General features: G+C 68.7%; 21 protein-coding genes and 1 pseudogene. 9 read left to right on the top strand and 13 right to left on the bottom strand.

Going from position 1 to position 25,317, the window contains the following annotated elements:
• Positions 1-146: 146 nt before the first annotated feature.
• Positions 147-920, bottom strand: a complete 774-nt coding sequence (locus O7635_RS07615; RefSeq protein ID WP_278079701.1) for a hypothetical protein — start codon at positions 918-920, stop codon at positions 147-149.
• Between the two features lie 807 nt (positions 921-1,727).
• Here O7635_RS07615 and O7635_RS07610 point away from each other — a divergent pair.
• Positions 1,728-2,450 (top strand): hypothetical protein, encoded by a 723-nt coding sequence (locus O7635_RS07610; RefSeq protein WP_278079700.1) that lies wholly within the window; start codon positions 1,728-1,730, stop codon positions 2,448-2,450.
• A 545-nt stretch (positions 2,451-2,995) separates the two neighbouring features.
• On the opposite strand, the gene O7635_RS07605 is transcribed toward O7635_RS07610, so the two are convergent.
• From O7635_RS07605 to O7635_RS07590, 4 genes are all read right to left on the bottom strand, one after another.
• On the bottom strand, positions 2,996-4,105 hold the full coding sequence (locus O7635_RS07605) for a Gfo/Idh/MocA family oxidoreductase (protein ID WP_278079699.1): 1,110 nt from the start codon (positions 4,103-4,105) through the stop codon (positions 2,996-2,998).
• An 84-nt stretch (positions 4,106-4,189) separates the two neighbouring features.
• Positions 4,190-6,877: a ricin-type beta-trefoil lectin domain protein gene (locus O7635_RS07600; protein WP_278079698.1), complete on the bottom strand. Its 2,688-nt coding sequence runs from the start codon at positions 6,875-6,877 to the stop codon at positions 4,190-4,192.
• A gap of 74 nt (positions 6,878-6,951) precedes the next feature.
• Positions 6,952-8,283: an RICIN domain-containing protein gene (locus O7635_RS07595; protein WP_278079697.1), complete on the bottom strand. Its 1,332-nt coding sequence runs from the start codon at positions 8,281-8,283 to the stop codon at positions 6,952-6,954.
• 30 nt (positions 8,284-8,313) lie between these two features.
• Positions 8,314-9,756, bottom strand: coding sequence for an arabinofuranosidase catalytic domain-containing protein (locus O7635_RS07590; protein ID WP_347405265.1), 1,443 nt, complete (start codon positions 9,754-9,756; stop codon positions 8,314-8,316).
• 616 nt (positions 9,757-10,372) lie between these two features.
• Between O7635_RS07590 and O7635_RS07585 the strand changes: the two genes are divergently transcribed.
• On the top strand, positions 10,373-11,428 hold the full coding sequence (locus O7635_RS07585; protein ID WP_278079695.1) for a substrate-binding domain-containing protein: 1,056 nt from the start codon (positions 10,373-10,375) through the stop codon (positions 11,426-11,428).
• Positions 11,429-11,693: 265 nt separating this feature from the next.
• On the opposite strand, the gene O7635_RS07580 is transcribed toward O7635_RS07585, so the two are convergent.
• On the bottom strand, positions 11,694-14,447 hold the full coding sequence (locus O7635_RS07580; protein WP_278079694.1) for a tetratricopeptide repeat protein: 2,754 nt from the start codon (positions 14,445-14,447) through the stop codon (positions 11,694-11,696).
• A 179-nt stretch (positions 14,448-14,626) separates the two neighbouring features.
• Here O7635_RS07580 and O7635_RS07575 point away from each other — a divergent pair, with 179 nt between their 5' ends.
• Together O7635_RS07575 and O7635_RS07570 are read left to right on the top strand one after the other, a co-directional pair.
• A complete protein-coding gene (locus O7635_RS07575; protein WP_278079693.1) occupies positions 14,627-15,127 on the top strand; it encodes a hypothetical protein in 501 nt (166 codons plus the stop codon).
• Positions 15,128-15,139: 12 nt separating this feature from the next.
• Positions 15,140-15,640, top strand: a complete 501-nt coding sequence (locus tag O7635_RS07570; protein ID WP_278079692.1) for a hypothetical protein — start codon at positions 15,140-15,142, stop codon at positions 15,638-15,640.
• A 40-nt stretch (positions 15,641-15,680) separates the two neighbouring features.
• On the opposite strand, the gene O7635_RS07565 is transcribed toward O7635_RS07570, so the two are convergent.
• Together O7635_RS07565 and O7635_RS07560 are read right to left on the bottom strand one after the other, a co-directional pair.
• Entirely contained in the window at positions 15,681-16,370 is a 690-nt protein-coding gene (locus O7635_RS07565; protein ID WP_278079691.1) for a TRIC cation channel family protein, read from the bottom strand.
• Between the two features lie 67 nt (positions 16,371-16,437).
• Positions 16,438-17,133 (bottom strand): alpha/beta hydrolase, encoded by a 696-nt coding sequence (locus O7635_RS07560; protein WP_278079690.1) that lies wholly within the window; start codon positions 17,131-17,133, stop codon positions 16,438-16,440.
• Between the two features lie 125 nt (positions 17,134-17,258).
• Between O7635_RS07560 and O7635_RS07555 the strand changes: the two genes are divergently transcribed.
• On the top strand, positions 17,259-17,915 hold the full coding sequence (locus tag O7635_RS07555) for a GntR family transcriptional regulator (RefSeq protein ID WP_278079689.1): 657 nt from the start codon (positions 17,259-17,261) through the stop codon (positions 17,913-17,915).
• Positions 17,916-17,927: 12 nt separating this feature from the next.
• On the opposite strand, the gene O7635_RS07550 is transcribed toward O7635_RS07555, so the two are convergent.
• Positions 17,928-18,386 carry a DUF3592 domain-containing protein gene (locus tag O7635_RS07550; protein WP_278079688.1) on the bottom strand — a complete coding sequence of 153 codons (459 nt, stop codon included), beginning with the start codon at positions 18,384-18,386 and terminating at the stop codon, positions 17,928-17,930.
• Between the two features lie 129 nt (positions 18,387-18,515).
• On the opposite strand from O7635_RS07550, the gene O7635_RS07545 reads away from it, so the two are divergent.
• The gene (locus tag O7635_RS07545; protein WP_278079687.1) at positions 18,516-19,736 is read left to right on the top strand and encodes a PQQ-dependent sugar dehydrogenase; all 1,221 of its coding nucleotides are present in this window, start codon (positions 18,516-18,518) and stop codon (positions 19,734-19,736) included.
• 3 nt (positions 19,737-19,739) lie between these two features.
• Here O7635_RS07545 and O7635_RS07540 read toward each other — a convergent pair whose 3' ends face one another.
• Entirely contained in the window at positions 19,740-20,159 is a 420-nt protein-coding gene (locus tag O7635_RS07540) for an ester cyclase (protein WP_278079686.1), read from the bottom strand.
• A gap of 92 nt (positions 20,160-20,251) precedes the next feature.
• Between O7635_RS07540 and O7635_RS07535 the strand changes: the two genes are divergently transcribed.
• Both O7635_RS07535 and O7635_RS07530 read left to right on the top strand, forming a co-directional pair.
• Entirely contained in the window at positions 20,252-20,959 is a 708-nt protein-coding gene (locus O7635_RS07535) for a hypothetical protein (protein ID WP_278079685.1), read from the top strand.
• Between the two features lie 74 nt (positions 20,960-21,033).
• Positions 21,034-21,931, top strand: a pseudogene (locus O7635_RS07530) (IS5 family transposase).
• Here O7635_RS07530 and O7635_RS07525 read toward each other — a convergent pair.
• The 3 genes from O7635_RS07525 to O7635_RS07515 all read right to left on the bottom strand — a co-directional run bounded on the left by O7635_RS07525 (position 21,928) and on the right by O7635_RS07515 (position 24,388).
• Positions 21,928-22,581 carry a class F sortase gene (locus O7635_RS07525; RefSeq protein ID WP_278079684.1) on the bottom strand — a complete coding sequence of 218 codons (654 nt, stop codon included), beginning with the start codon at positions 22,579-22,581 and terminating at the stop codon, positions 21,928-21,930. The pseudogene O7635_RS07530 and the gene O7635_RS07525 overlap by 4 nt on opposite strands.
• Complete coding sequence (locus tag O7635_RS07520; RefSeq protein WP_278079683.1) at positions 22,578-23,399, bottom strand: DUF4397 domain-containing protein; 822 nt, start codon at positions 23,397-23,399, stop codon at positions 22,578-22,580. Before O7635_RS07520 ends, O7635_RS07525 begins: the two co-directional genes overlap by 4 nt.
• Before the next feature lie 122 nt (positions 23,400-23,521).
• Positions 23,522-24,388: an alpha/beta fold hydrolase gene (locus O7635_RS07515; RefSeq protein ID WP_278079682.1), complete on the bottom strand. Its 867-nt coding sequence runs from the start codon at positions 24,386-24,388 to the stop codon at positions 23,522-23,524.
• 198 nt (positions 24,389-24,586) lie between these two features.
• Here O7635_RS07515 and O7635_RS07510 point away from each other — a divergent pair, with 198 nt between their 5' ends.
• Entirely contained in the window at positions 24,587-25,276 is a 690-nt protein-coding gene (locus O7635_RS07510) for a hypothetical protein (RefSeq protein WP_278079681.1), read from the top strand.
• The last annotated feature ends 41 nt before the right edge of the window (positions 25,277-25,317 follow it).

Raw genomic sequence — 25,317 nt, 5'->3', positions numbered from 1 at the left:
CGCCAGCCGCGACGCCGCGGCTGCGCGAGCTACCAACGTGATCCACCAGTCGTCGAATCGGAAGCGGGCAAGTCAACCGATGTCGGATCAAGGACAATTGTGCTGAACATAAGCCTTCCGAACTACTGGTGGGTAATGAGAACGTCCTAGATCGCCAGCTCAATCCCGCTCGATCTGGCGAAGTCGGAGTGGGTGCGCGGCTGCTGCTGGTTGGGGAGTAGCCGCGCGAGTTCGTCGTTTCGTCGGAGCGATCCCAGCGAGATCCGGGTGGCCAAGAGTGTGGGATGGCCAGTCAGGATCCCAAAATCGGCTGGCGTGAGCCTGCCGCCGTTGACCACAAGCTCGGTCAGGTTCGGCGCCTCGCTCACCGCGACGATCATGTCGGGCCGCAGGGTCCGGATGCCGTCCAGGTCGACCCTGACAAGGGATCGGTGCTTGCGGAGGCTCGGAAGGGTGTGAAGTTTGACGGTCTCCACCCACAGCCATTCCAGCACCTTGAGCCGCGGAAGGAAGTCCAGCTCTTCGAACCCGCGGACGCCCCGCAGCACCAGCAGCCTCAGACGCTCGAAATCACCCAGCGCCGACCGGTCCCGCACAGAACCGAGGGTGAGCGCCAGGGCAGCACGGTATTTCCAGAGCGCCAGACTCCGCAGTGACTGGTTTGCCTGAAGCAGCGATTGCAGGCCGCGCTCGTGGTTGACCAGGCGAAGTCCCCGCAACCCACGGGCCGGGATCCGCGCCAGATCGATACGAGTGACGGTGCGATCGATGTTCAGGTACTCAAGGTTCCCGCTGAACTTCTCCAGGAACCCCAGATCGCCAAGGCCCGGAAGGTCTATCGAGAGGCGAGTTAAGCTCGGGAACCATCGCAGAAAGTCGAGATCCTCGAGAGCCGAGCCAGCTGCCCCGTACACCCGCAACGTGACGCCCGGGTTGTCACGCAGCCACTCGGCCAGGCGTGCGTAGTCCCGATCCGTCAGTCATCGTCAAGCTCTCCACGAGTACGAGGATTTGGTGACGCTCACAGGTCGTGCTTGTTCGCGCTGGCCGCCCGCCGCTCGTCGAACGGGATCGGTCCGGTCTTGCCGACACGTTAAGGCGGACTTTAGCTCGTCGGCCAGCGAGTCCCGCACCTACCAGATCGTTGGTACCAACAAGCACGACGTTGGCACATTAGAGTCCTTATGGTGTCGGCTTAATTGTTATACCGAACGGGCTCGGCCCCGCAGGCGGCAGGGCCAGGCCGGTGCATATTCAGCGTCCTTCGGCACGTGGGCCTATGGCCAAAAGCCCGGCGGCTCAGCAATCCGCCGAGCTAGACCTGGTGAAGCTGCTGTACAAGGTAGACCGTTGGTACCGGGATCGGCCGCCCTTGAGACCGCCCTTGGTCCTTGAACCACAGCGGCTATGGAGAGCCACCACACCTGCCTAGCCCGTCCCGGCCGGCGGCGGTCCTGTGCTGCCAAGCTAGGGCCCAAACAGCGTTTCATCGCCGCGATGACCGTAGCGACGCCACTGAGACTTCGATCATCGCCGCGGGCATGCCTCTCGCTAAGTGAGGTCGCGCCGGGTCGGACCTGAAACGGCCCATGACCCGACCGCAGCCACGAGTAGCGCCGTGGCGGTCGCCGCGGGCGGCCCATTTAGTTCGGCCAAGCCGAAGCGCATTTGCCGATGAGTCGATCTCGAAAGATGATGATCATTCGAGCTATGACACAATCTGCTGCGTGTCGCTTGAGGCGAAGGTGATCATCGCCGCGATAGCGTTCGTCGTCGCTTTCGCGGGAAGCGTCCTCGCTAACTTCATCCGGCGCCCAAGGTGGCTCACCAACCGTCGACTGTTCGCCACAGTCGGCATCGTAATGGTGCTGACGGTCGGGCTCGCTGTTATTCCAGACGAGAGAAATAACGTCGACACCTCGATGCGTCCCTCAATTGCTCCGACAACGGAAAATCCGCAGCCCGCGACGCCAGCGCTAGTGCGCGAGGTAGAGGATCCATCAGGTCAGTTGGGCGAGATCGAAGTTGCGAGGGACGGACCGGTGGACAAAGCCTGGATGGAGGAGATCGAGGAAATTCGCAGCTTTTTCAACCAGCATCCGGCTCAGGTAGTGAAGCTCAAGTTAAACTTCGTCCCGGCTTCTGGTGGTAAAAACGTGAAGGTTTCTTTGACAGAGGGAGAAACGGGTCTGGCTGGTATCGAACTAAACTCGCACTGTGAAGAGCAAGATCCAGGATGGGACTGCATTATCCTGCGCCTCGTTCTCCTAAAGGGCTCAGCCAGTTACCTCGGCTACGACCAGGTCAGATACGTCAATGCATCCCTCGATGGGTTCTTTCGAGTCGGCCGAACCGTCAACCAAACAGGCACAACTATCGTCGAAATCATGCCGGTAGAGCCGCCGGAAGGCGAAGTGCTGGCTCCTCGCGATGACAGTTCTCCCCGGTAGCTCCGTAACCATGCCGTCCGCTGGATCCGGACGGAGTCGTCTATAGTTGGCACGTCGAGCGAGAAACGACGTCGAACGCCTCGCCAGGTTCTTGGAAGGGCCGCGCGCGCGGTCGAGCTGTGCTGTTGGCCGCCTTAGCGGGCGGCGCCCTCACCGACCGTCGCGGACGGGTGTTGGGCGCGTTTGCCTTCCTCGTTTACGGCCTGCTGGTCGGTGCGGTTGCTCTATCGCCTTCGCGTGTGCGCCGGTGGTCAGCAGACCACGCCCTCCTGGACTCCTTATCTTTGTCCCCCCTCGCCTTCTTCGCGCTGTTGCTGATTCCCGCGCTGTCGTGGTGGGCCGCGGCGTTGATCGCGGGGTGGTGCCTACGGCGTTGCTCTGGGTGCGCAGGCTGAGGTCGCCATTGGGGTCGCGGGTGTAGCTCTGGGTGCTGCCCGCGGCGGGCTCGGTGTCGCTGAACACGCCCTTCATCACTGGCGTACGCGTCTCCGTCTCGCCGCGTCGCCGGGCTGAAGCCGGCTCGGATCCAACGCGTTCGGGTAGCGTCAGGAACCGTTCGCGGCATCCCGCACGGCGTCGAGCAGGCGGGTGAGCCGTGCCGCCTCGTTGAGCGACGGTGCCGTCTCGGTGCCGGAGTCGATGTCGTCGCGCAGGGCGGCGTACACCCCCGCGGTGTTGACTGCCGATTCGGGGAGGTCGGTGGTCTCGCCACCCTCGATGTCGACGGGGTGGCCGTTGCGTGCCAGCCGCATTGAGCCAGCCTGGAATCCTCGCGCATGTCCGCCCCGCAGATCGAGCCTGCCTTCTTCGCCGTGCAGTTCCAGGCGGAACGGGCAGTCGTCAGGCGGACGGCCGCCGACCACTTCGACGGCGACGGGCGTCCCGCCGGCTCTTCCCTGTAGGAGGACGTGGTCCGGCAGGCTGCGTTGCAGCCGCTGGTCTGTGCCGTCGACGTGCGGCCGTGGGTACTGCGTGCGGAACTCGGCGGTGATGTCCCCGAGCTGGCCGAGCAGGACTTCGACGAGGTCGACGGTGTGCGCCAGTTGGATGGTCACCAGGTTCATCCCTGCTGCGGGGTCTTCGAGCGCGACCTCGCTCGGCGACAGCCGGGAGCCGAAGGCCGCGGTGGACGAATAGATCGTGGCGTTCCGGACAGGGCCGATGGCCGACCTTTCCATCAGCCGACGCAACCGGGACACCGCCGGATTCAATCGCGCCTGTAATCCCACTGCCACGTGTGCCGACGTGCTGGCCGTGACCTGCTTGATCTGCGCAACCTGCGCGGAGTCGACGCCGACGGGCCATTCGGTGAGAACGTGCTTGCCGGCGTGGACCGCTGCGGTGATCAGGTCGTGATGGGCCGGCACCGACGTGGCGACGGCCACGACGTCGACCGTCTGATCCGCGATGAGCGCCGCAGCGTCACCATAGGCCCGCTCGACGCCGAAGGCCCTGGCCGCGGCGTCGGCGCTGTCCTGCGACCGGGTGGCCACTGCGGCCAGACGTAGCCCCCGCAACCCTTGGATGGCCGGCACGTGCGATGCCCGGGCCCAGCCACGACTCGCGTTCACGCCGATGAGTCCGACACCATATTCGCCGGCCATGTGGTCTCCGATCCCGACTGTCAGCACAGTGCCCCCGAGAAGGGTGCGCATCTTGTCCAGTAAAGGACGCGGGCTCGCGGCTTATCGGCCGAACGCGGATTCTCGGAGCCCTGGATGCGGGCGCCAGGGTCACCGTCAGTTGCGCAGGCTCCATTGCTGGTTCGTGCCGCCGTTGCAGGACCAGAGGATGAGCTTTGTGCCGTTGGTGGTGGCGGCGCCGTTGGCGTCCAGGCAAAGTCCGGATAGGACGTTGGAGATGGTGCCGTTGGCGTTGACGTTCCACTGTTGGTTCGTGCCGCCGTGGCAGTCCCAGATGATGACCGTGGTGCCGTTGGTCGTGCCCGCACCGTTCGCGTCGAGGCATTTGTTGCCGTTTCCGGTTAGTTGCTTGCCTGACGTGTAGGTCCAGCGCTGGCCGGCTGCGGCGCCACAGTCCCACAGTTGCACCTGGGTGCCGTTGCTGGTCGTGGAGTTGGGAACGTCGACGCAGCGTCCCGACTGACCGCCCACGATCTGCGCGCCCTGGCCGCCGCTGCCCTGCCGCCTGACGAGCGACCTGGACTCGGCCGACCGATTTCCCTGCGCATCGAGGACGTAAAGCCGGTAGCTGCCCGCGGACGTCGGCACCGCGATAGAGGTGGCGACGCCGTCCGCCCTGGTCATCGTCGGGCCGGCGGCGAACGTGGTCGTGCCGGCGGGCGCCAGCCAGACGGACCTGGTCGCGTCGCCGGCGCTGCGGATGGGAATGGACGAGGTTCCGCTGCCGACGAACGTGCTGGCCGGCAGCACGTAGTCCGGCAGGGACATGGTGCTCGGCGGAATGATGCCGCGGAATGCGTCCTCAAGGCCGGAGTTGACGGCGATGCCGTAGGCGGCCGCGGGCCACACGTAGTCGGAGGAGACCAGGATGTCCTCGATCGTGCTGTTAGGCAGGTTCTTGTTGGAGACCTTGTTTATCGGGCCATAGGTCTGCGTGATGCTCAAGTCGTGCTTGCGGCCGAAGTCGTCAGAGTTGACGAGCCACGTGATATTCGTGTCGACGCTCAGGACGTTGTCGCGGAACGCGATGAACGCCGAGCCCTCGTCCGGGTGGAGCCCGTACTTGTGTCCGGCCGGAACGCCCTGCAGGTAGTTGTTGGTGACCGTGGTTCCCGGCTGGCTTCCCAGGGTGTATATGGGAGCCGTGTCGCTTAAGCGCTGCACCGTGTCGATGATGTGGTTGTGGCTGATGGTGTTGTTCCTCGCCGTGGTGGTCGGCCGGTTGGGCGCGATCGAGCCCGCTGACCCGTCGAAGTTCCACCACCCCCAGCCGAGCGTGATGCCCGACCACGGAGTCTTCTCGATCCGGTTGCGCTGGATCGCCAGGGTGTCGGCGAAGTATGCCGAGATTGGACTGTGGCCGTTGAACAGAACGGCGCTGTCGTAAAGGTAGTTGTTCTTGACGTCGATGATCCGGGGAAGGCCTTCCACCTGCGGGGAATACTTCTCGCGGTTGGTCGACGTGTGGTCGCCGACGTAGACGTGCTGCGGATGACCCACGGAGATGGCCGATCCGGCGATGTCGTTGGTGTGGTTACCGATCAGCTGTGAGTTCTGCACGTCGTTGACGATGCTGATCCCGTCGGCGCCGGTGTGCTGGATCCGGTTGCGCTGAAAGAGGATCCCGTCGGCGTTGTCGACCTGGACGATGCCGGGAGTGACGTCGACGTTGCGGTAGTAGTAGACGTGGAAGTTGCCCTTCGCGTACGCCTGCGCGCCCAGGTTGCCCTGTTGCGCCTGCTTGAAGGAGGAGCCGGCCACGTTGAACAGGTTCCAGTCGGAGTGCTGCAGGGTGAGGCCCGAGAACGTGATGTTCCGCGCGTGGCTGCCCGTCGAGGTGCCGGCGACCCGCAGCAGGGTCGTCACATTGTTCGGCGCGAAGACCGTGGCGGTCGCCATGTTCTCGGAGCTGGCCTTGTAGTAGTACAGCGTCCGGCTGGTCTTGTCGAAGTGGAACTCGCCGGGCGCGTCGAGGAACTCGTACGCGTTCATGACCTTGTGGCTGCCGCCGACCTGGGCGTTGCCGTTGAACGCGCCCTGCGCGATGGCGGCGCCCGGCTGCTGGAACAGCGCCACCCGGCTCGTGCCGTCGGTGGTCACCTGGCGGACCCCGACGATGGCCGTGGTCCAGGTCGTCGCCGTCTCGATCTCGATATCGTCCTGGTTCCGGGCGATCGCAGGGAAGTCAGCAGTGCTGTATCGGGCACCGTCGCACTGCGATCCCGATTCCCACGCCCATGCGGCCTGCCCGGCCGTGATGGTGTAGGTCCCGTGGCATCCCGCGGAGTTGATCGTTTTCGAAGCCATGAAGGCGCGCTTGTCGTTGACGTAGAGCGTGCGCAGCTTGTTGGCGCGGTCGAGCGGGGCCTTCCAGATGTTGCCGCTGTGCTGCGTCCATCCGGTTACCTGGACACCGCCGTCGAGGACCGGCATCTCGTTCTGGTACGCGGCATAGATGACCCGGAAACCGTTGGTCCCCGAGTCGGCCGCCCCGAACTCGATCGTGCTGGACACCGGGTACCGTCCGCCGCGCAGGTAGACGTAGATATCGCCGGTCATGTTGGTGTTCACCCCGCGTACGACGTCCCGCGCACGCTGCACGGTGCGGAATGGCGAGCCGATCGTTCCTGGGTTGGTGTCGTTGCCGTCGGGGGCGACGTAGTAGGTCGCCTGGGTCGCGGCCACGGCCGGCGTCTGGTCTACGAGACCGGCCGTCAACGCGGCGGCGACGACCACCACGCTTGCCAGCAGCGAACCTCCGATGGTGGAACCGGCTGCCTTCACGTGCTTGCTCCTTTCACGTGCCGCCGAACAGACGCCCGCTGCGGTTGCCGCGGGCCGGCCTTGTCAAGCGGTCTCTACGCCCGCGTCCAGCGTTGGTTGGTGGCGCCGTGGCAGGTCCAGACGATGACCGCGGAGCCGTTGGCGGTGGCGGCGCCGTTGACGTCCAGGCACAGCCCGGTCTGGGCACTGCTGATCGTGCCGTTGCCGTTGAAGAGCCATTGTTGGTTGGCGCCGCCGTTGCAGTCCCAGATCTGCAGCCGGCTGCCGGCGGCCGCGTTGGGTGGGGCGTCCAGGCACTTGCCCGTCACCCGCAGGGTCGCCCCGTTCTGGGCGAACTGCTGGTTGGCGTTGTTGTGGCAGTCCCAGATCTGCAGCTGTGCCCCGTTGGCGGTGGACGCCTGGCTGACGTCCAGGCAGCGTCCGGAGCCCTCGTTACGCAACCGGTTGCCGTTCGGCGGCGGAGTGGTCGGATCCGGCGACGGGCTGGTGCCGCCGAACTGCGCGAAGAATCTCCACACCTCGCCCTTGGTCCAGGTCCTGACTCCGTCTTCACATCCGGAGCATCCGTCCACCGGAGCCGGCCCGTGGCCGCTGTCGTACGCGGCCCACTGCACCGGGTATCCCGCCCGGCAGGAGTAGAGGGTGGTGACGTGTTGCCCGCTGCCCTGCGAGGGTTCGCGCGGGTTCTGGGCGGCGCAGCCGTTGGCGCGGACGAACGTGTCACGCAGCGAACGCCCTGAAGAGATGTTGAGGACGTTGTCCGAGATGCCGTGGAGGCCGAAGTAGGCGATCGGCTGGGTGCCGCCGCCGCACCCGCTCAGCTGGGCGCCCGAGTAGACCGCGACCGCTCGGAAGACGTTGGCGCGGGCGCACGCGATCGCGTAGCTCATGCCGCCGCCGTAGCTGAAGCCAAGGGCGAAGCGCTGCGTCGTGTCGACACACAGCGCGTTGTCGATCGCGCGGACCATGTCGTCGACGAAGGTGATGTCCTGACCGCCGGAGTTGGCCCAGCCGTTGCCTAGGCCCTGCGGCGCGACGAGGATCGCGCTGTTGTTGGACTGCTCCTGCATCCCGTAGTAGGACCAGGCGCTTCCACTGGTTCCGCCCGAGGCGACGTCGTTCATGGTGCCACCGCGCCAGTGGAACGCGAAAATCAACCGGTACGGGTTGCTGCTGTTGTAGTTGGCGGGAACCCGCAGGATGAAGCTGCGACTCTGTCCGCTGCTCTGGATCGTATGCGTGCCACTGTTCAACGCCGGCGCTCTGCCACATCCGGCCGTCGCCGCGAGCGGGACGGCGTCCGCGGCCGCGGAGCCCAGTCGGATGCCGGCGACCCCGGCACTGGCCAGAACGACTGTCCCGGCGATCGCGAGCAGTGTGCGCCATCGATGCCGATTGGTGCCCATGGGTGTGCTCCGTTCTCTCGCGATGGGTGGTCAGCGGTAGCCGGCCGCGACGACGTTGGCCTGCACGGCGTTCTCGGTGGCGTCAGACGGGTAGCCGGCGACCATCGCGCCTTCGTAGAAGGTGCCGGCGCTCAGGTTGGCGCCGCCGCCGGGCTTGCAGCAGTCCCCGCCGCTGCCGAGGATGATGGCTCCCTGCTTCTTCATCGGGCTGTATCCGGGCGGGAGAGCGCCGTCCCACAGCGTGTAGAGGGTGCCGGACTGCGCGTTGCTGCCCTTGATGGCGAAGCGGGACGTCCCGTTGTTCTTCAGCGTCGCCGTGACGAACTTGCTCGTGAAGGCGCGCTGGTTCGGGTTCCAGGCCTGGCTGCCGCCGGGGTAGAGGCCCCATTCGAGGTCTGCCTGCACCCACGGACCGGTGCCGGAGCAGCCGCCGAACCAGCACTGCGTGCTGAAGTTGATGGCATCCATCGCGCCGGCGGCGTCGGCCGAGCGGGTTGTCTCGCTGTTGCCATAGTCGAAGCAGCAGCCGTTGTTGACATGGGTGCCGCTGGTCACCATGTACATGCCTTCGGGCGCGCTGCCGGTGGGCACGCCGGTCAGGTGACCGTCCCGCCAGTAGCTGTTCCCGGGGTTGATGTAGAGCGAGTAGGCCGCGTTGCCCCCGATCGTCAGTGATTCGGAGGTGGCGATCGCTGGACGGCTCTGGGTCGAACCGGGTACCACGCTCGATCCCTGGTACCACAGGTCGTTACCTCGTCCGGACTGGTCGTAGACGACGGTGACGACGCAGGTGGTGCCGCCGCAGAACGAGTCCTGCGACGCCGCGTTGGCGGTGCCACCAGCGCTGCGTACGCCGATGTTCCGGGTGCTGTTGTCCGACGAGCGCCGCACCTGGTAGAGGTTGCCGTTGTAGGCGCCGTAGAGTGCGCGGACTGTGCTGTGTGCGGCGATGCACGGCGTGCCGCCAGAGGCGTAGATGTCACAGGGACCAGCGCCCGGCGGCGGCGGCGTCGTTGGGGAGTTCCACTGCTGGTTGCTCCGGCCGTGGCAGTCCCAGAGGATGATGTTCGTTCCGTTGGCTGTGCCCGCCCCATTGGCGTCGAGGCACCGGCCGGACTGCACACCGGTGACGGTGCCGTTGGCGTTGACCGTCCACTGTTGGTTGGCCTGTCCGTTGCAGTCCCAGATGATGACGGCGGTGCCGTTGCCAGTGCCCTGCCCGTTGGCGTCGAGGCACTTGTTGCCGTACACCGTCAGCTGTCTGGTCGACGTGTAGGTCCAGGTCTGGTTCGCGGCACCGGTGCAGTCCCACAGCTGCGCCTGCGTCCCGTTGCTCGTGCTGGAGTTTGGGACCGCCAAGCAGCGCCCGGACTGACTGCCCACTATCGGGGCGCTCTGCCCCGGCTGGATGGGGGCCGCCGTCGCGCTGCCGGCGACGAGGACCAGCGCGACGATGGCGCCCAGCCCGGACAAGCGCCCGTACCATCGACGGCGGATTTTCGGAGTTTCCATGACAGTCCTTACGGGGTTGCGGGCCTATATGGGCTGAACCACCACTGCTGGTTGGTGCCGCCGTGGCAGCTCCACTGCAGACGAGGCGCGCCGTCGGTGGCCCTGCGACGCTCCAGCCGCGGCTGGGCATCCAAGGCATGCGTGCCGGTCAGATCGTCATGCCGTCCGCCGTGACGGTCAGTCAGGTCCCGCCGGGAGGCGTCGCAGCGTCATTTCAGATGCGAGCCGTCCCGTGGTCTGCTTGGTCAGCATGCGGCGGGGAATCGCAGCATGTCAATGCGACCTTTAAGGGATCGTTTCCATAACACATTTTCCGTTAGCAATTTGCTCACGTCGATTTTCTAATAGTCATCGAACAGATCGACGGGCTCGCTTGACGCTGGGAGGCGGGCCACCGGCCGGCTGCCGGGAGCTCGTATCCACGCAATGAGGTGCTGATGCCGCCCGAGGAGTCGGCGATGTCTACCGCCGGCCAGCCGTCCGGGGCGCAGTGGTCCTCGCAACCGTACTGACGACCGCGAAGCCCCAATTTGTCATCGGTCACCGATGACGATCGCCGACTCGGTCGTCTGTACCTGTGACCGATCCACACTCCACGAAGGAGATAGCCATCGGCCGCGCGACGCTGGCCACCGTCGCCAGGTTAGCCGGCGTCTCGGTGACCACCGTATCCAAAGTGGTCAACGGACGCTGCGACGTCGGCGCCGAGACCCGCGCGCTGGTGGAGTCGCTGCTGGAGCAGCACGACTACATCGGCCGGCGGTCGCGCGCGGCCAGGGGCAACCCAGCCACGGCCCAGATCGAGCTGGTGCTCACGTGCGACCTCAACGCGTACTCCACCGAGATCATCCAGGGTGTCCTCGACGCCAGCGGCGCGGCCAGCATCGCGGTGGCGATCAGCACCCGGCCGCGCACCGCGGCCGGCGCCGACGCCAGCCATCCCATTGGTTGGGCGCGCGACCTGGCCGCCGCGGGTCGCCGCGCGGTGATCGCGGTTCTCGACGACCTCACCTCCACCGACCTGGCCGCGCTCTCCCGCGCGCACCTGCCGCTGGTCGTCATCGACCCGCTCAACCTGCAGCGGCAGCGAGCGGCCAGCGTAGGCTCCACCAACTTCGCGGGCGGCATGGCCGCGGCACAGCACCTGCTCGCCCTCGGCCACCGTCGGATCGGCTACGTCGGCGACTCAAGCCGGTCGGCGTGCAACCAGGCCCGGATGCACGGCTATCGGGCGGCGCTCGAGGCGGCCGGCGTGCCCGTGCCCGACGACCACCGGCAGACGGGCGACTTCCGCTACCAGGACGGGATCGCGGGCGGCGCCGCGCAGCTCGACCTACCCAAGCGGCCAACCGCCGTGTTCGCGAGCAGCGACGAGATGGCGGCGGGCGTGATCGAGGCGGCCCGGGCCCGCGGGCTGCGAGTGCCCGACGACCTGAGCGTGGTGGGCTTCGACGACACCGAGGTCGCCCGCCTCTTCTCGCCGCCGTTGACCACGGTGAGGCAACCGTTGCGCGAGATGGGCGGCGTCGCCCTGCGCACCGCACTTCGGGTGGCGGCCGGCGAGAAACTGGACTCGCACCACGTGGAACTGGCCACCGAGCTGATCGTCCGCGGCTCGACCGCGGCCCGCTAGCTCGGTGGGGCGGCCGACTCGCGGATGACCAGCGTGGTAGCCAGCTCCACGGGGTGCGCGTCGAGCGGCGCGCCCGCGATCAGGCGCAACAACGCACGCAGGTCAGAAGCTCATCCTCTGGTCCTGCAACGGCGGCACGAACCAGCAATGGAGCCTGCGCAACTGACCAGCCCCCGTAGGCCCGACCATCATGCTCGGATACCGCCCTTGTGCGGACCGGAGCTGACCAGCCAATACGTCGACAGAACACGATGACAGGAGACGTTCAGGAGCGTAGTGAGCGCAGCCGGGCCAGCAGCTCAGGCACTCCCGGGTGGCCCACGTCGGTGGCGATTTCGACTGCTCGCGCCCACGAGTCCCGTGCCTCGTGCGGCCGGTCGCTGCGCAGCTGGGCCTCGCCGAGGTGCTCCAGGATGTCGATCTCGTGATAGCGGTCGCCGAAGCCGCGGCACAGGTCCAGGGCGCGGCGCAGGTGGGTCAGGGCTCGCGCGTGCTCACCCAGCGCCAGGTGTGCGTGGCCCAGGCTGTCCCAGGCGCCGGCCTCGGCGTGCGGATCGCCGAGCCGCTGGTTGAGCCGCACCGCTTCGTGGCAGTACGGGAGCGCGGCCCGGTGCCGGCCGAGCTGGGTCAACACGTACCCGATGTTGTTGAGGGCGAGCGCCTGACCCGCGACGTAGCCCGCGGACCGATAGAGCGCCAGTGCCCGCCGGTTGTGTTGGAGCGACCCGTCGAGGTTGTCGCGGAGGATGTGGACCCAACCGAGCCCGCGATGCGCGTGACCCTCGCCGACCTGATCGCCAGCCTGCCCGTACGCCACCCGGGCGGCTAGGTAGTGCGTTTCGGCTTCGGCATAGCGCCCCGACTGGGTGTGCACGGTGCCGAGGCTGCGGTGGGCGGCGGCCGCTGCCGCCCCGTCGCCGCGGCGCAGCGCCGACCGCAGTGCCACCTCCTGGACGCGCGACCAGTCAGCCCAATGCCCACCGATGTCGAGATGGGTCTCCAGCGCCCAGGCCAGCTGCCACGCCGGCTGGTCGAGCCCGGCCAGATGCGCCCGGTGCACCGCGGCGACGAGGCCGGCATGGTTGTCGGCGAACCATGCGCGCGCCGACTCCCGGTCGCTGATCGCGTCGACCACCGTGTCCGGGACGACCGCCGGGGCGGCCGACGGGTCGCGATGGGGGGCGAGGTGGCCGGCGGCGTGGTGCGCCGTCACGGCGTAGTGGCTGGTCACCCTCTCCAGCGCGGCGGCGCGGTCAGCCGGCGCGTCGGTCTCCTCGGCCAGCTCGGCCGCGTACGCCCGGAGCAGGTCATGGGTGGTGAACCGGCCCGGTTGTGGCTCCGCGACCAGGTGCGCCCGGGTCAGCTCGGTCAGGAGCCGCCGGGTTGTCCGCCGGTCGTTGGCGGTCAGACTGGCGGCGACCGACGGCCCGAATTCGGGCGCGGGCAGCGAGCCGAGGAGCCGGAACAGCCGCGCGGCCGGTGGGGTCAACAACCGATAGGACCAGGAGAAGACGGTACGCGCGTCGGCGTCGTCCTCGCCGGTGTCCAGGGCGTCCAGGCTGTCGCCGATCTCGTCGACCAGGGTGGCCAACGGGAAGTCGGGTCGGATGGTAGCGCGGGCGGCCGCGATTGCCAGCGCCAACGGCAGGCGGGCGCACGACGTGACCAGTCGGTCCACCGCCGCACCGGCCCGCGTGACCCGGTCGGTGCCGAGTCGGCGGGTCAGCAGCTCGACACACTCCTCGGCCGCCGGAAGGTCCAGGCCGATCGCGCTGGCCCCACTGCCGACGAGCAGGCCGGGCAGCTGGTTGCGGCTGGTCACCACGGCCGCGCTGCCGGCCGCCCCGGGCAGCAGCGGGCGCACCTGGTCGGGGTCGCGGGCGTTGTCGAGCAGCACCAACACCCGCCGCGGAGCGAGGTGCCGGCGATAGACGGCGACCTGACCATCCACGGAGGACGGCAGCTGGTCGGCCGGCACACCGAGCGCGTCGAGCAGCCGGCGGACGGCCTCGTCGGTCGGCATGGCCGACTCCTCGGGGCCGAACCCACGTAAGTTGAGGTAGAGCTGCCCATCCGGGAACTGGTCGGCCAGCAGGTGCCCGAGTCGCACCGCGAACGTGGTCTTCCCGACGCCGGCCGGGCCGCTGACGACAAGCGGCGCCCCGGACCGGTCGACCAAGAGATCCGCGGCGGCCTTGAGCTCGGCGCGACGCCCGGCGAACCACGCGGGGTCCGGCGGAAGGAACCGCGGCGGCGGCGCTCCGGCTGGCGCCGTCCGCGCCGGCACCTCGTTGCGGAGCAGGGCGGCCTGCAGATCCTGCAGGGAGGGCGCGTCGAGACCGCGTTCGCGCAGCGCGTCGATGCCCGCTCGACAGGCGCTGACCGCCTCCTCGGCGCGTCCTTCGCCCAGCAGCGCCAGCGCGTGCAGTCGGTGCACCGCCTCGTCGGCCGGTTCCTCGGCCAGCAACGCCGACACGACGCCGACGGCGTGGGCGTTGCGGCCGAGCCGGACGAGGGCCTCCGCGTGGGACCGCCGGGCTGACCGGCGCAGCGCCGCGAGCCGCTGCGCCTCCGGCCGCACGAACGGGGTGTCCGCGATGTCGGCGAAGGCGGGGCCACGCCACAGCGCCAGTGCTGAGGCGAGTTGGTGCGCGTGTTGGCGCACGTCATCAGGGTCGTGGTGTGCGGTGCGGCAACCCTGCTCGAAGCGGCGGCTGTCGACGCGGTCCGGCGGCACGTCAAGCCGGTAGCCGACCGACACCCGGTGAAGCCACACCTCGCCGTCCGCGGCCAGCGCCCGACGCAGGTGGGAGATGTGACTGCGCAGGGTCGTGCGGGCGGACCGTGGGGCGCCGGCCGGCCAGAGCAACTCGACCAGGCGCCCGGCGGGCACCACGTGGCCGGCCTCGATCACGAACGCGGCGAGCAGGGTGGTCAGCTGTGGGCCGAGCCGCACGGGGACCCCGTCTCGCTGCACCTGGATCGGCCCGAGCACGCCGATCTCCACGCGTCCCGCCAACAGTCCCCCCGCGACTAGTCCGCCGCCCTCATGTGTAGTCACTGCGGTCGATCTCGTCCAGCGTTGTCCCACATCGCTGGTCAACCGCGGGTTTCCACGCTGCTTCCACAGCTGTTGCACGGCGTTTGCGCGTGTCGCCGCCACGCTGGGCGCACGAGGTCACGACAGGAGGAGGAACCGTGAAGCTACGTTGGCTCAGCGTCGCGACGCTGGCCCTGGCCATGGTGGCCAGCACCGCGGTGGTCGCGTCGCCCGCGCAGGCCGCCGGCCCACAGTGCCGGAGCAACTCCAAGGTGTTCGCCCGCGGCGGCTCGACGGCGGCGTCCCGCAGCGTCACCGTGCGGCTCTGCATCCAACGCGCCGAGGACGGCGTCACGATGCGGGCCTGGGGCGACGTCTCCATGGGGGCGAAGTCCGGTTCCGCGGACATCGTCTATCACATGGTCGTCAACGTCCGGATGGAGCACAACGACGACGACATGTCCTACGCAAGCTGCGACGCGGCGGCGTGGGCGAACTTCGACGACGGTGGCGGCCACCGGTTCGAGTGCCGCACCCCGGACCGCTACTCGAGCGTGCGCGGCGGCTGGACCGCGGACGGCAACGTCTCCTACGACATCGTCGGCGACGGCCTCAACGACCTCAACTGGAGCCTGACCGGCTCTCCGGCGATCTCCTGAGAGAGGACTGCGATGCCCACCTTGCGCAAGAAGCTGCTTGTCGTGCTCAGCACGCTGGCGACCGCGGCGACCCTGTTGGTCTTCGCGCCGGCCGCCCAGGCGGCCCCGGCCCAGTGCCGCGGCAACACCAAGGCCTTCAGCAACGGCTACGCCACCGCGCAGCGGAACATCACGGTGAGGCTGTGCGTGCACCGGATCGACTCGGACACCGTCTGGGCGTACGCGGAGCTGGAGACCGGGGCGAAGCGCGGCAGCGCCGACCTGTTCTACCACTTCCACATCAACGTGCGGCTCGAGCGATACGACAGCGACCTGGCGACCAACACCTGCATCGCCTCGGACGCCGCCAACAGCGGGAGCCAGTGGGGCTTCATGCTGTCCTGTCCCACGACGAAGCGGAACACCACCGTGACCGGTGGCTGGACCGCTGACGGCAACGTCTCGTACGACATCGTCGGCGACGGCAAGAACGACCTGACCTGGAGCCTGACCGGGTCACCGATGATCGACTGAGGGAACGGACCAGGGTGACGCCGGCCTGGTGGGGCCGGCGTCACGGTCTGCCGTTCCCGGCGCGGCGGCCCTTGTCGACGGTGCCGTTCGGGGCTGACGGTCGACGTATCGCGCGCTGTTCCGGGAAGGTCCAGCCGAGGTGGACGGCCGCCAGCCGCAGGGACGTGGTCACGGCCACCCCGGCCAGGCCCGCGATCGAGGTTGGTGTGCCTAGTTCGGCGAGCAGGATGAGTGTCCCGGCGCCGGTTCCGGCGGCGACGGCGTAGAGCGTGCCGACGTGGAGGAAGGAGATCGGCAGGTTAAGAATGACGTCGCGCAGCATTCCGCCGCCGATGGCGGCGATGACGCCGACGACCAGGGCCCCGGCTTCGCCGACGCCGAGGGACAGCGCTTTCGAGGCCCCGATCGCGCCGAAGAGTCCCATGACGACCGCGTCGAGCGCGGTGATCAGCCGGTCCGTGCGGGCGAACGCCCGCTGCAGCAGCATGCCGAGGATGGCGCTGGCGCCGGCCACCAGCAGGTACCAGTTCTGCCAGATCACGACGGGCGGCTGGTTGAGCACGATGTCCCGCAGGAGGCTCCCCCCGAGCGAGACGGCGAGCCCGATCACGATGACGCCGAGCACGTCGATGCGGCGATGTCGTTCTCCGGCCGCGAACAGGGCACCCTGCAGGCCGCCGAGTCCCGCGGCGAGGAGCTCGATCCACAGCGCCACCTGGAACGGGGACATGGGGGTCACACTCCGGGGAGGTTTCGGGCCGGCTCACGTGACGCGGGCGAGCCGGCCCGGCGGTGGCTCAGCGGACGCTGGTGGCGGCGGTCACGATCACGTCGGAGACGGCGCCGGGCTGAGTCACATAGAGGGCGTGGCTGGCCGGGACGTTGGTGATGTGCGCGCCGATGCGCGTGGCCATGTGCTGCAGCATCGCCTGGTCGAACGCCTTGTCCTCGGTCGCGATGACGGCCCAGCTCGGCTTGTCGCGCCAGGCGGCGTTCTTCACCGCCGTGGCGAACACGGCCATGTTGATGGGCACCTGCGCGTCGCGGAGGAAGGCGGCATCGGCGTCACTGGCGTCGGCGGCGAAGCCGGCCTTGAACGTGTCGTGGTTGAGGTAGCCGTACCCGTCCTCGACGTCGATGACGAAGTCGGGCGTCGAGGCGAATCCCTCGTACTGCTGGGCGGTCGTCTCACCGGCGTCGGGCGCCAGGGCCGACACGTAGACCAGGCCGGCGACCTTCGGGTGCACGCCCGCTTCGGTGATGACCGTGCCACCCCAGGAGTGGCCGACGAGGATCGTCGGGCCGTCCTGCTGGTCGAGCACGCGCGTGGTCGCCGCGACGTCGTCCTCCAGCGAGGTGAGCGGGTTCTGCACGATCGTGACCCGGTAGCCGCGGGCCGTCAGCCTGTCGTAGACGCCGCGCCAGCCAGAGCCGTCGGCGAACGCGCCGTGCACCAGCACGACGTTCTTGATCTCGTGACCAGTGGTGCTCATGAGGACCGTCCTTCCGTCTGCCGGCGTCGGCCGGCTCTCTGATACGCAATATATTGCATATCAGAGGCGCCGACAAGGGCGCGGGCCGGTTTGTGCAAGGACGAACAATGTGTGCAATATGTTGCATGCCGATTCCCTCGGGTGCCGCCGCCGTGGACCGCTCACTGCTTCGCGACGACGTCTACCGGCGTCTTCGCGACGCGATCGTCGACGGCACCTTCCTGCCAGGGGAGCAGCTCAAGGACGGCGAGCTCGCGGACTGGCTCGGGGTTAGCCGCACTCCGGTGCGCGAGGCCCTGCTGCGCCTCGGGGGCAGCGGACTGGTCGTAGCCCTGCCGGGCCGTTCGACCCGGGTCAGCACCATCGACCCGCAGGCGGTGCGGGATGCCCGCGACGTCATCGCCGCCATGCACGAACTGGCCGTACGCCAGATCACCGGCCGGCTCAGCGACGACGACATCGACCGCATGCGGGCAGCGAACCGCCGCTTCGCCGAGGCGGTGACCGCGGGCGACATCGGCGCGGCGCTCGACGCCGACGAGGAGATACACCGGATCCCGGTCGCCGCGCTGGGCAATCACGCCCTCGCGGCGGTGCTCGACCAGTTCGACCCCCTGGTGCGCCGCGCGGAGCGGCTGCGCTTCACCACGGACGGCCACGCGTCCGTCGAACTGCACGCCCGACTGATCGAGCTCATGGCGGCCGGCGACGCGCAGGGAGCGGCGCCCGTGGCCTTCGACATCTGGCACACCCTGCCGGCCGACGACACTGCCGAGAGCTGAACCGCGGCCTGGCTAGCTGCTCGCCGCCCGCCGGCGCCGATGCTCCCGAGCAAGGTGCCAAGCTGCCAGAGGCACCCCGACAGCACCGAAGATCGTCACCCCGAGCAACGTGTACGCCATGTGGTGGTTGGGCTCGACACGGGAGTCGCGTACGTCGTCGGTCGGGTTGTCCGGGTCGTAGACGATCGGCACGGTGTCGTTCACCCGCGGCCGCGGATCGCGTGCCTCGTCGCCCTGACCGACCAGCGCCTCGACGCGGCGTCCGTCCGGGGTGCTGAACTCCACGCGTACCCGCTTGATCTTGCCGTCGCTCACCGCCACGACCCGTCCTGACGTCTCGACTCCCCGCTCCTCCAACGCGGTGTCGTTGCGCCACACGCCGAAGGTCGCGACGGCGAAGGCAACCACGACCGCCGCACCGCCGCCGACGAACAGCCACAGAGGCGGCAGTGGCCGCCGTCGCCCCGTCAAAGCCATACCGTGCGATTCCCTTATGGACCGTCAGCCGAAACATTTCCGGCGGGCTTGAGATCGCTGGGGATCGATGTATGGTGGGAACGCTCCCATCCGCGTCGTCCACTCTGTTGGAGGAGCCGAACCATGTCGCGTCGTCCGGCCAGCATGCTGGCCCGCCTGCTCGTTCTGGCTTTGTCCGCGTCCCTGTTGGCCTCGGTGCCCGTCGTCGGCAGCGCCGCGGCCGGCGCGTCACAGGCCCGCGTGCCGGTGCCACTCACCGAGCTCACCGTCGTATCCGAGCAGGTGGCCTTCGGTCTGCAGCGGCCGATCGCGATCACCGGGCTGCCGGATGGCCGGATGCTGATCGCGGAGAAGGACGGCAGGGTCCGCGCCTACCACCCCGACACCGGCCTGGCGGTCGAGCCGGTGCTCGACTTGACCGCGCGGATCGACACCTCCGACAACGAGCGTGGTCTGCTCGGCATCACGCCCGCGCCGAACTTCGCGCGGACCGGCATCCTCTACGTTGCCTACACGAGCCTGCCGGCCGGCACGCTGACCCTCGCGCGGGTGCGGCTCGGCGCTCCGGAGCGGTTGCAGGTGCTGCTGACCCAGGAGCATGCCGAGTACGGCAACCACAACGGCGGGCAGGTGGCGTTCGGTCGCGACGGCTACCTCTACTGGTCCCTTGGGGACGGTGGCCACGCGAACGACCCGTTCAAGGCCGGCCAGGACCTGGGCACCCTGCTGGGCAAGATCGTGCGGATCGACGTCAACCGGGCCTGCGGGGCGAAGCCGTACTGCGTGCCGTTCGACAATCCGTTCGTCCGCATGCCGGGCGCGCGGCCGGAGATCTGGCTTTACGGCCTGCGCAACCCGTGGCGGTTCTCCGTCGACCCGGTCGACGGCTCGCTGTGGATCGGTGACGTCGGCCAAGGTCTGGTCGAGGAGATCAACCACATCCGCCCGTCGCAGCGTGGGGCGAACCTCGGCTGGTCCTGCCGCGAGGGCACCCCGGTGTTCGACCCGCAGCAATGCCGGCCGGGCGGCCGCTACACCGACCCCGTCTTCGAGTACGACCACTACAACGACAACTGCTCCGTGACCGGCGGCGTCGTGTACCGAGGGTTCCGGACCCCCGAGGCCTGGGGCACCTACGTGGCCAGCGACTACTGCTCGACCCGGGTGTTCGCCGTGCGTCCCAAGCCGGCCGGTGGTTACGAGTCCGCCGTCATCGGCAACTTCCCCACCCAGCCGACCGCGATCGGCACCGACGTGCACGGCGAGCTGTACGTCCTGAGCGACCTACCGGGCTGGCTGAATCGTGTGCGGTTCGAGCACGTCCAGCCGGCCGCTGGTCGCTGAGGTTCAGGCCGGTTCGGACAGCTGCCGCATGAGGCCCATCATGTCGGGCGAGACCCACTCCTCCGCGATCTTGTCACCCGCGATCCGGTACATCTCGATGCTGGTGAAGCTGACGCGGCGGTGCGTCGCGGGTACGCCCTGGAACGGTCCCGTGTGCGTGCCACTGAACCGCAGGCGCACCGCGACCTTGTCGCCGGCGCCGAAGATGTCCTCGATGCCCACCCGCAGATCGGGGAAGCCCTCGAGCATGGACCGGGTGCCCGCTTCCCAGATCTCCCGACCCTGCAGCGGCTCGGGCAGCCCAGGAAGGTTGGCGAGAAAGTCTTCGGTCAGCATTTTGGCGCAGGCGTCCACATCGCCACGCTCGAGCGTTTCGAAGGCGGTGCGCATGAGTGCCACGTTCGCCTCGACGGATCCAGCCATCGTCGTCATCTCCTTCGCCGGAGTTTTACGTTACGACTGTAATGTAACACGGCGGCGGGCGTCGACGATGCCGCGCGGGGTACTGGGGCTGGATGGAGCTCGGGCCGGGTGAGCCGGCAGCCGGTCCGTGGCGGGTCGAACCGCTGAGTGCGTTCGCCCAGTCGTTGGTGAACCTGGCCGGCACGCCCGTCGGCCGCCCGCGGCTCATCGCCGTGGATGGCAGGGGCGGAAGCGGCAAGACCGCGCTGGCCGAGCGCCTCGCCCGAGAGCTGCCCCCGGCCGCCGTCGTGCACTCCGACGACGTCGCCTGGGCCCACTCCCGCTTCGGCTGGGCCGACCTGATGATCGCCGGGATCCTGGAGCCGCTCCGCGCCGGCCGCAGCGTCCACTATCGACCGCCCGGATGGGACAAGGAGCGGCGTCCGGGTCACATCGAGGTATCCGCCAAGATGTCCACAGTGCTCATTGAAGGGGTCGGAGTCGGCCGCCGAATCCTCGCGCCCCTCGTCGATGCCGCTGTCTGGGTGCAGTCCGACTTCGCCGAGGCCAAACAGCGAGGCATGAGCCGCGACATGGCCGAGCTGCACCGCGACCCGGACGAGGCGCTGCGCCTCTGGGACGAGTGGGAGGCCGAGGAGGTGCCGTTCCTGGCGGACGACCAGCCGTGGCAGCGGGCACACGTCATCGTCGGCACCGCCTCGTCCCTGCCTCACGATCCGCGGAGCGAAGTGGTGGTCTCGCGCTCTAGGTCGTGTTTCGTAGGGCGTCGATGCTGCGGCGTGTCGGTGATCGATAACTGAAGAGGTCTCCGGTAGTTGGTTCAGCGACCAAGCTAGAACTTCACACCGGAGACCTCGTGCCGAGCGTAGCGGCAGTGAGGCGACATGACCTGACCGACGTGCAGTGGGCGGTGCTCGAACCGCTGCTGCCGGCGGGAACCCGGTCGTGATCAGCCCCGCAGATGGACCATGAGGATGATCATCGACGGGATCCGGTGGCGGGTCCGGACCGGCTCGCCGTGGCGAGACGTTCCGGCGGTGTATCCGCCGTGGCAGACGCTGTATCGATGGTTCCGCCGTTGGCAGCGCGACGGGGTCTGGGCGCAGATTCTGGCGGTGTTGCAGGCCCGGGCGGACGCGGCCGGGTTGATCGGCTGGACGGTGAGCGTGGACTCGACCATCAGCCGCGCCCATCAGCACGCCGCGGGCGCCCGCCGCGACGGTGACGGGCAGAAGGAGCCGCCCGGCGGAACGCAGAGCGAGCCGGCAGATCACGCGCTCGGCCGGTCCCGGGGCGGCTGGACCACCAAGACCCATCTGGCCTGCGAGCAGGGCCGCAAACTAATGGCCGCGATAGTCACCGCCGGCCAACGCGGCGACAGCCCTCAGTTCATCCCCGTGCTGGCCAAAGTGCGTGTCACGCGCGCCGATGGCGGCCGGCCCCGGACCCGCCCGGACACGGTCCTGGCAGACAAGGCGTACACCTCCGCAGCCAACCGCGCCCACCTGCGCCGCCGCGGCATCCGAGCCTGCATCCCGAGCAAGACCGACCAAGACGAACACCGTAAGGCCAAGGGCTCCCGAGGCGGGCGTCCGCCCGCCTTCGACCCCCACCTCTACCGGGCGCGTCACGCCGTCGAGTGCGGCATCAACCAGCTCAAACACCACCGCGCCATGGCGACCAGGTACGACAAACTCGCCGTGCGCTACGAAGCCACCCTGACCATCGCGGCCATCAACCAATGGCTCCGAGCCCTACGAAACACGGCCTAGGCCGGCACCGCGGTGACGACGATGTTGTCGCGGTAGTGTCTCGTCCGCTCGTCGAAGGGCCCGCCGCACGTGATGAGGGACAGGCGGGGTGCGCCGTCCCGGGCGAAGTACCGGTCGAGTGGGATGCGGGTCTTCCGGTATTCCTCCCGCGCGACCACCGTGTATTCGCGGGGCTTTCGATCGTTGCCGGTGACCACGACGGTGTCGCCCTCGGTGAGTCGGCCGAGGCGGAAGAACGCGCCTTTGCCCTGATCGGCGCTGTCGACATGGCCGGCGATGACGATCGAACCGGCGGTGGCGTCCAGCCCGGGGCCGAAGCGGTACCAGCCGACCTGGTCCACGCTGGGCGGGACGTCGAAGTCGCCGGTGCGAGGGTCGACCCCGGTCGGCTCGACGGTGGCGGACACGTCGATGGCGTCGATGGTGATGGTGGCCGGCGCGACAGGCGCCGCACGGCGGGTCAGTCCGCCGTCGGTGACAGGCACCGCGGACGTCGCCCGGGTCGCCGGCGCGCTGGTGGCCAGTGACCTCGCCCGATCGGCGCCTTCGTCGGGTTCGGGCTGGGCGCCGCACGCGACGACGGCGGCCACCACGAGCAGTGCGACGCCGACGGCCACCGCCGCCGGCGCCCACGAGAAGCGGTTGGTCACCGGCGGGCGGTGAGGTAACGGAACCCGCCGGCGCCGAGCAGCAGCACGCCCGCGACGAGGGTCAGGTACCACCAGCCAGGCAGGCTGGTGTCGGCGAGCCCGCCGCTGCCGCTGGGCACGCCGTCCGGCGCGGAGTGCAGCCCTTCGATGGTCTGCGAGACCAGCGACAGGGAGTTCTGTTCGGCCGATCCGATGGCGTAGACGATGGCCGCCGTGCCTTCGGCGAGGTCGAGATCGGCGGGACCGAGCACCGGGTCCGACTCGCCGGCGAGCACGACGTCGGCGTTGACGGTGCCGGCGGCGATGTCGGCCTTGGCTTCCTTGGGGTTGGTCAGGTTCCGGAAGACCGGCTCGCCACCGGCCCGCACGTCGACGGCCGGCGCCGCGGCGGTGTGCCGGACGATCAGCCGCGCCTGACCGGCCGCGGTCTTGGACGTGTCGTTGACGAACGGAGTGATCGCCGGCTCCCCCTCGGCGTTGAGGTGCGCGACGATGCTGATGTTGGCCCCACCGGGCACCTGCGCGTCGTCGGCGGTCAGGATCGCCTGTCCCACCGGCTCGCCCGGCTTCGTCAGAGCGAGGTCGTAACTGCCCTCCGGCAGCTTCAGCGGGCCCGCGACCTTGCCGGGCTCGAAGTTCTCCAACGTCTTCTCGCCGTTGACGTAGACGTCGACGGGCTGCCCCGGAATGCCGTGCACGACGGAAACCGACGAGTCCGCCGCGAACGCGGGCGTCGCGGTGCCCAGGGCAAGGGCACCGAACGCCAACACGGTCGCAGCGGCGCCGGCGGCGACCCGCCGCGGCAGGATGATGGTCATGCTGAGGTCCTCCTCGATAGCCGAGCTGTCGTGAAGGCCTTCGATCGAGAACGACCGTCCGGATGCACGGACCGCGAAGAATTCCCGGGCTGGTTTCTCCCGCTGATTGAGATCGCGTTCCTTCAGAGCCGGATCAGGTCGGCCACTTCCTCGGGGAGGCCGGGTGAGGTCATGACATGGCCCATCCCGGGTACGACGTGCAGCACGGCGCCTGGGATTGCGGCGGCTAGCGCCTCGCCGTGGGCCAGCGGATAGACCGGGTCCTGGTCTCCGTGCACGATGGACGTTGGCGCGGTGATCGACGACAGCGGGGCGAGCAGGTCGGGTTCGTCCATCCACACCGCCCGGTGATGGTTGGCCGCGGCCGCCGGGTCGGTCGCCCGTGCCGACGCCAGCTCCAGCATCGTCCGGGCGGCGGGTTCGTCGAACGGCCGTACCGGCCCGTTGAAGATCCGGAACAACTCCACGTCGGCTTCCACGTCTGGTGGGTGGCCGGCGGACACATGCGCCAGGAAGGCTGGCGACGGCGGCGGCAGGTCAGCCGGGTCGGCCGGCTCTCCGGCGCGCGCCCGCGCCCACGCCGCGCTCGGATCATGACTCATCGGCGAGCTGGAGATCACCGTCAAGGAGCGGACCCGGTCCGGAGCGTGCACCGCGAGCCACTGCGCGATCATGCCGCCCAAGGAAGTCCCCGCCACGTGAGCGGAATCCAGCCCGTAACCGTCCAGCACGGCCAGGCAGTCGCGGGCCAGGTCCGAGATCGTGTACGGGTGGGCGTCGAAGTCGACGACGCTGGAGCGGCCGGTGTCGCGATGATCGAACCGGATCACCTGGACGCCACGGTCGACCAGGCGGGCAACCAGCGCATCAGGGCAACTGACACCCTGGGCCGCCGACCCCATCACCATCAGGACGGCCGGAAGCCCGGGATCGCCGACCCGCTCGGTCCAGATCCGCAGTGACCCGGATGCCACGAACCGCTCCTGCATGGCGGCACGGTAGCCGTTGCCTCCGCCGAACGCCGCTGTTTATCCGATCATCCGACGACGGGAAGCGGCGGGCTCTGGCCCGATGATTGTCGTGTGCTCTCAGGCGTAGCAGTGCGTAGGGTGTCAGCCGTTGGCCTGGCTGTCGTCGCCGTCTCGGCGGGCTTGTTCCAGGCCACCTACTCCGGCGAACGAGGGTCGTTGAGCAGGCTGGTTGTCGGACTGCTGCCTTGGTTGCCTTTCCTGGCCGCGATGATTGGCCTCGCGGTCCTGCAACGACGTCGGTCGAGCTCCGTCGCTTTCGTGGTGAACGAGAGCGATCGCACCTTCAAGACTCGGCTGAAGCCAGGGGCCGCCTGGTGGCCTGCCGTGGTGGCGGTGGCGTACACGGCCGCCATCGGGTCGATTGGCCGAGTCACTTGGGAATCCGGCACCGATCCGGAGTGGCAGGTCACGGTCATCGACATCTTCTTCACGATCTTCATCGGGCTGATGGCGCTAGCGCTGCTGGGCTTTCACCTGGCCATCCTCTGGCTAGGACTGCCGTCCGTCGTGTTCACACCCCAAGAAGTGCGGCTACGTTGTCATATCGGGTTTCTCGCCGTGCCTTGGGACGGGCTGCGACCGGGTCACCCACGTCAGCCAGGCCCGCGCGACCGTGTCCTGCACCTCACCACCATGCCCTCGTCGCCGACGCGGAGCCGAGGCCTGGCCGTCGTCCCGCTCAAGCTCCTGGACATCCATCCGTGGTTCCTCGCCGACGCGATCCGCCACTACGCGGCCCACCCTGAACACCGCGCCGCCATCGGAACGCCCGCGGAACACGACCGACTCCGCCGCCACCTCCTGGCCGGCGGCGCTCCAGCCCAAGCCGGCCTGTGCTCGCCGTGACCCGGCCGGCGCTCGACGTCGCCGTGGCTGCGTTGCCGTTC

Origin of the sequence: Asanoa sp. WMMD1127, assembly GCF_029626225.1 — a bacterium.
Classification (GTDB): domain Bacteria; phylum Actinomycetota; class Actinomycetes; order Mycobacteriales; family Micromonosporaceae; genus Asanoa.
This window is presented reverse-complemented; position numbering and strand designations above follow the sequence as displayed.

Excerpts from the sequence above, each read along its gene's own strand:
- O7635_RS07540 (WP_278079686.1), bottom strand. The coding sequence starts at position 20,159 with ATGGCTGGATCCGTCGAGGCGAACGTGGCACTCATGCGCACCGCCTTC.
- O7635_RS07520 (WP_278079683.1), bottom strand. The coding sequence starts at position 23,399 with ATGACCATCATCCTGCCGCGGCGGGTCGCCGCCGGCGCCGCTGCGACC.
- O7635_RS07605 (WP_278079699.1), bottom strand. The coding sequence starts at position 4,105 with ATGCGCACCCTTCTCGGGGGCACTGTGCTGACAGTCGGGATCGGAGAC.
- O7635_RS07545 (WP_278079687.1), top strand. The coding sequence starts at position 18,516 with ATGTCGCGTCGTCCGGCCAGCATGCTGGCCCGCCTGCTCGTTCTGGCT.
- O7635_RS07555 (WP_278079689.1), top strand. The coding sequence starts at position 17,259 with ATGCCGATTCCCTCGGGTGCCGCCGCCGTGGACCGCTCACTGCTTCGC.
- O7635_RS07560 (WP_278079690.1), bottom strand. The coding sequence starts at position 17,133 with ATGAGCACCACTGGTCACGAGATCAAGAACGTCGTGCTGGTGCACGGC.
- O7635_RS07565 (WP_278079691.1), bottom strand. The coding sequence starts at position 16,370 with ATGTCCCCGTTCCAGGTGGCGCTGTGGATCGAGCTCCTCGCCGCGGGA.
- O7635_RS07535 (WP_278079685.1), top strand. The coding sequence starts at position 20,252 with ATGGAGCTCGGGCCGGGTGAGCCGGCAGCCGGTCCGTGGCGGGTCGAA.
- O7635_RS07595 (WP_278079697.1), bottom strand. The coding sequence starts at position 8,283 with ATGGGCACCAATCGGCATCGATGGCGCACACTGCTCGCGATCGCCGGG.
- O7635_RS07515 (WP_278079682.1), bottom strand. The coding sequence starts at position 24,388 with ATGCAGGAGCGGTTCGTGGCATCCGGGTCACTGCGGATCTGGACCGAG.
- O7635_RS07570 (WP_278079692.1), top strand. The coding sequence starts at position 15,140 with ATGCCCACCTTGCGCAAGAAGCTGCTTGTCGTGCTCAGCACGCTGGCG.